Raw genomic sequence first — 5,331 nt, 5'->3', positions numbered from 1 at the left:
GCGCGCGGGCGCCGTCGCCTGGCGCCCCGCCCCCCCCCCCCCGCCCCCGCACGTCGCCGGCCTCGTGCGAACCGATCCACTTGTGCAGGTTCCTCAGAAGCCGTCGAAGCGTTTTGGCCGTCGAGCCCGGCACCCCGGGTGCGCCGAGGGCGCGCACCGACTCCTCACGGATCGAGGTCGCGGCAGACACGTCGTCTGCGGCCTTGGCCCGCTCGAAACGGGTCACCAGGTCGGCGGCCTGGGCGGCGTGGCCGGACGAGGGGTGCTCCGCTTGGCGGCCGGCCGGGACCCTGGCGTGCCCCCTGCCGGTGGCGTTTTGGGTCTCAGCGATGGGTGCGGGTGCGAGCCGGTCGGCGGTCTCGACCTTGGCAACGTCTGCTGCTCCGGTGGCGCGGTCGGGTCGGGTGGGTCGACTTCCCGGTCCGGGGCTCGTGGAGGAAGCGACAGAACACCGGCAGGTCCTGCGCATGGGCGTCGATGCCATTCGTCGCCCATGCTGCGGCGAGACGGCCTTGGCCTTTACAAAACGATTTTTCTGGAGCGTCAGCTGACCATCACTCCGAAGCACGGATGGCGGCGCGATCCAGCCGCAGGCCGGTGGCAGTCTCGGTCGTCGCCCGAATCAAGCAGCGCGACGGCCGAGGCATCAGAAGCCAGTCGTCCGACTTCCCGTCGGTGCTACAGGAGTTGGTCAAGGTCGAAGACGGCGGTCACCGGTGCGTGGTTGCTCCATCGATCGGCAGAGGAGGCGGGGCGTTCGATGTAGGCCTTGGTGCAGGTGTCCGTCCGCGAGGTTCTGACTGACCATCAGATAATCAATTCTCCACGCCGCGTCGTTGTCGACCCACGGGGTTGACTCGCCGGCCCCCAGGCAGCGGGCGGTACGGTGTCGGGCCCCCGGATCGGGGCCATGATGCTCCGGCACGACACGTTCATCCGGGACGAGCGGGTCACCCTGCCGGTCGCCGGGCACGAGGCCACCGCGACCACGCCGACCGGGCTGTTCCTCCACCCCCACCAGCGCCGCCTACAGCACCACCGTCCGCCCCGACGGCCCCGTTCCGGCGGTACTCACCCAGGGGTGGACGGGCGGCCCCGCCCCGGTCACATCCGCGAGCGTGACCGGGGCGGAGTCCCGCCGGTGGCGAGGGGTGAGCCTGCCGTTCCTCAGGACGCGCTGAACCTCAGAAGGAGGCGGGGGCATGGCGCCGCGACCTCTCCCTCGGGAGGAGGGCCCCATGCCGCGAGTGCGGCGGAAACCCCCTGTGGGCCGGATTCCAGATAGCAGATCATGTTCACCGGGTACCGACTGTTGTCGAGCATGTAGCGGTCCATCGGTGTCGGCTCCTCGCTTATTCGCAGCCCTCGCTCTTCGGGTGGGCCGATCCGGTGCCAGTCGGGATGCAGATGGATGGAGCCCAGGATCTCGGCCCCGTCACGGTCCGCCTGCCGGTGAATACGAAGCAGATCCTGCGAGCTGCACCAGAATCCCCGGCGGGGGTTTCGGTAGGCGCTTCCGAAGCACGGCTCTATGGAGCTCGAGAACTCTTCGAGCGCCATCGGGTCGGTGGCACGGACGTTGGTCGCGAACTGGACCGAGGTGATGGCCGCGACACCGTCGTCGACGGTGCCGAGCAGGAGGGCGAAACAGGAGGGTGGTTCCTGCGGGGTACAGGCCTCGTATTCATCGCGCGCTACCGAGATGAACGACTTGACGGCGTCGAATCCGATCAGGGCGGTGTGGGGGGTGAGGGTCACGGCGGCTCCTCCTCCTTCAGACGACATGCGCATGGTGGTCCGCCGCGGTGGTCCGTGAAGCGAGGTCCAGCGAGTGAACCTCGGCCGGGGAGAGTTCCAGGGTCGCTCCCGGGGTCAGTTCGGCGAGCTGCTCGGGCGTCCTGCTGCTGGCGAGCGGAGCGACGACATGGGGCTGCGCCCTCAGCCAGGCCAGGGCCACCGCGGCGGGGGCGGTGTCGTGCTCGGAGGCGATCGTGTCCAGCGTCCGGAGCACCGTGCGGCCGCGGGGCGTTTCGCCGTACGGTCGTGCCGCGTCGCTGCGGACGCTGGGAACGGCGGGTGCGCCTTCGCGGTACTTGCCCGTCAGGAAGCCCTGCGCCAGGGCGAAGTACGGGACGCAGGAGACGCCCTCGCGCTCGCAGACCGGGGCGATCCCGCTCTCGAAGGGCTCGCGTTCCATGAGGTTGTAGGGAGGCTGGACCGCCACGTACGAGGCGAGCCCCGAACGCTTCGAAACCTCAAGGGATTCAGCCAGCCTGGGGCCGCTGATGTTCGAGGCGCCGATATGGCGCACCTTCCCTGCCACGATCAGTGTGTCGAGTGCGGCGAGGGTCTCTTCGAGGGGAGTTTCCGGGTCGTCCGCGTGCGTGTAGTAGAGGTCGATATGATCCGTCCGCAGACGGCGCAGGGATTCCTCCACGGCCTGGTGAACGACCTTCGCCGTGAGCCCGGACAGTCCGTTCAGTCGGCCTACCTTGGTGGCGATGACGAAACGGTCCCGCTGACCGCGCGCGGCCAGCCAGTTGCCGAGGATGGACTCGGACTCCCCGCCGGTGTTTCCGGGGGCCCACTGGGAATAGGAGTCGGCGGTGTCGATGAAGTTCCCGCCCGCGGCGGCGTAGGCGTCGAGGACGCGGAAGGATGTCCGCTCGTCGACGGTCCATCCGAAGACGCTGCCGCCGAGGCAGAGTGGAAAGACGTCGAGCTCGGAGTCTGCGATGGTAACCAATGGACGCCTTCTGGGTTCTTACCGGTTTCGGTGGTCGGTTCCGGTGCGGAGGGTGGGGCGCAGGGGGGCGCGACTCGGCGCACCCCCCCACCTGAGGGGTCGGCTGACGCCCCCGACAGCAATGTCCAATGAATAGCGTGCACTTGATATTCAGTCAGTGTGGAAACCGATACTACCTTCTGGTCCGATGCCATGCCGAGGCGTCGGCTGGATTCCGTCGTGGTCGGGGTGTGCGCCTGCGCCGTCGTTCTGCGCTCGAACAGCTCGACGGCGAGGCCGCCCCCGGTGGTTACCGGGCCGAGGCGGGTCGCGGCCGGGTCGTGGGTCGCAGGCCGTAGGCGCGGGTGGTCCGCGCGTCCACCGCCCTGGTACGCATGGCCTTCGCATGCCGCGAGGCTGGATCGCCTTCCTGCCAAGGGAGTTCGGGCGAAGGGCGCGGGGTCGGACCAGCGACCGGCATGGGTGGCGGCGCGCTCGACACAGGCCTCCACCGACTTCGCGGCGGAGTGATCGCTTCCGGGGCGCAGGTGAAGGCTACCGAGAGCCCCTTTCGAAGATCCACGTCGTCGAAGTCCTCAAAGGAACCCTCCCGGCATCCTCACCTCCGTCGCCGAGAGCAGGGCCGTGCTCCGTCCAGGGCGCCGCTCCCCTGTCGGGATGGTGGAGGCGTCGCCCCGCAGGATTCCCCGGGTCGTGATCCTCCCTGCGAAGCCGAGGACACCGACGACCCTCCCTCGCTGGACCCCGCCCGGTGAGCGCCGCGGCGTCGTACCTCGGAGCCCAGACGGGCGGGACCGGCGCCAAGGTGTTCACCGGGCGTAGTCGACCTCGGGGAAGTCGGGGGAGGGACCGTCGAGCAGCCGCCCCTGGTCGCGGAGGTGGAGGTCGAAGAAGGCTCGCGGGTAGGCGCGTTGGAACGCCTGTGCCCGGTGCCCGGGAATCGTCCCGACCTCGTCCTCCAGATCGGGCGGTGACATGCCCAGGAGAGGGGCGATCAGCGGCAGGATCAGCACATCGTCGCCGAACGACTGGTGCGCGGCTCCCCGTACGGTCAGATGCAGGCGCCAGCCGCGCAGACGCGACCAGAACGCGCGCAGGGCGGGGTTGCTCTCCATGCTGCCCTTGCCCGGGGTGTCCACGACCAGGAACGGACGGTCGAGCCCGGCGTCTACCACCGGGCCCGCCGCGCCCCCGTCCAGGCTCACTCCCGCCGTGATCCGCCCGTCGGTGAGCATCGTCGCGGCGGTGGTGGCGCCGCCCAGGGAGTGGCCGAGCATCCCGACGCGCCGCAGGTCGAGCGCCCCGTGCATGCCTGTGGGCAGCGGGGTGCGGCAGACGCCGGGGTGGCCACCCGAGCGGAGGACGGCGAGCCGGTCCAGGACGAAGCGGATGTCGGCGGTACGGACCGCGAGGGCCTTGGCGTAGTCGCTGATCCCGCCCAGCGGATTCGTCTCGACGCGTCCACCGGGGAAGGCGACCGCCGCCGCGTCGTAGGTGTGGTCGACGGTGACCACCAGAAAGCCGTGACTGGCGAGGTCTTCCACGACGCCGGTGCCGAACGACCGTGACGCGTCGGCGCCGGGAGAGTAGAGCACGACGGGCAGAGGGCCCGGTGGGCCGCCGACGGGAGCGCCCTCGTGGCCGTGGGTGCCTCCCAGCCGTACCCGGCCGGGAGGCAGGCCGAGGAGGCTCAGGTACCGGTCGGCCGCCGCCGGAGGCATCCAGGGAACAGTGGGACGGGCCGCGCAGCCGCGGGCGGGGTACCAGATGCTGATCATCAGCTCACGGCAGGGGCGGGAGGGTACCCAGGGGTCCGGCCGCGCGGTGTCGGCCAGGTGCAGCGCGATCGTACCCAGCGGGTACGGTCCGTTCGGGGCGGGCAGCTGGAACCGCACGGGTTCCTCCTGCCCCGGTCGCGCGGCGGCCACCGGCGCGAGCGGACCCGGGATCATGGCGGCGGCCAGTCCGGCGCACGAGGACAGCAGTGTTCTCCGATTCATGGCTCCACTGTTCCGTCCGATGAGCCCGGCGGCTTCGCCCCCGGGGAGTAACCCGGTGTCAGCCCAGGAGGGTACGACGGGCATCGGCCGCGCGGATGACTCAGCCCGCGGGATGACGTCCTCCGGGCTGACGGGCCCCGGGCCCCGTTTGGATAGCGTGGCCGGCATGGGGGACGGGGAGTCACGGCCGCTGGTGGCCAGACGTCTGCGGGACGGACAGTGGCACGGCGTGGACACGGTCGCGGCCGTGCTCCTCGCCCTGGCGTTCGGCGCGAGCGAGACGCGCAGCGGTGGCTGGGGCGCGGGAGCCGTGGCGGCGGTGGTCTGGCTGCCGGTCGCGGTACGGCGTAGACGGCCCGTCCGGGTTCTGTACACGGTCCTGGCCGGAGCGGTCTTCGCCATGGCGTTCACCGGATGGGAGGAGTCCTGGGTCCCGGTCGGGGCCGCCCTGTACACGGTGGCGGCGCGGGAACCGGGGCGCCGGTCCGCGACGGCGCTCGGCGGCGCCGCGGGCGCCCCCCGGGCGGCCCAAGGCCCCCAGACCCCGCCCGGCCCCCCCCCCCCGGGGGGGGGGGGGGGGGGCGT

The 5,331-nt window shown here is 71.2% G+C and carries 4 protein-coding genes and 1 pseudogene; 1 reads left to right on the top strand and 4 read right to left on the bottom strand.

What is annotated here, in order from left to right; all coding sequences use genetic code 11:
- The 4 genes from ACFV61_RS24720 to ACFV61_RS24705 all read right to left on the bottom strand — a co-directional run.
- Positions 1 to 226, bottom strand: a 226-nt coding sequence (locus ACFV61_RS24720) for a hypothetical protein (RefSeq protein ID WP_380493927.1), incomplete at its 3' end; no start/stop codon positions are given.
- A 941-nt stretch (positions 227 to 1,167) separates the two neighbouring features.
- Entirely contained in the window at positions 1,168 to 1,758 is a 591-nt protein-coding gene (locus tag ACFV61_RS24715; RefSeq protein WP_107452807.1) for a hypothetical protein, read from the bottom strand.
- 16 nt (positions 1,759 to 1,774) lie between these two features.
- Entirely contained in the window at positions 1,775 to 2,746 is a 972-nt protein-coding gene (locus tag ACFV61_RS24710; protein WP_380493926.1) for an aldo/keto reductase, read from the bottom strand.
- A gap of 809 nt (positions 2,747 to 3,555) precedes the next feature.
- Positions 3,556 to 4,746, bottom strand: coding sequence for an alpha/beta hydrolase family protein (locus ACFV61_RS24705; protein WP_380493924.1), 1,191 nt, complete (start codon positions 4,744 to 4,746; stop codon positions 3,556 to 3,558).
- 193 nt (positions 4,747 to 4,939) lie between these two features.
- On the opposite strand from ACFV61_RS24705, the pseudogene ACFV61_RS24700 reads away from it, so the two are divergent.
- Positions 4,940 to 5,331, top strand: a pseudogene (locus ACFV61_RS24700) (two-component sensor histidine kinase); the annotation flags it as partial.

It is taken from the genome of Kitasatospora sp. NPDC059817, assembly GCF_042731835.1.
Lineage (GTDB): Bacteria > Actinomycetota > Actinomycetes > Streptomycetales > Streptomycetaceae > Kitasatospora.
This window is presented reverse-complemented; position numbering and strand designations above follow the sequence as displayed.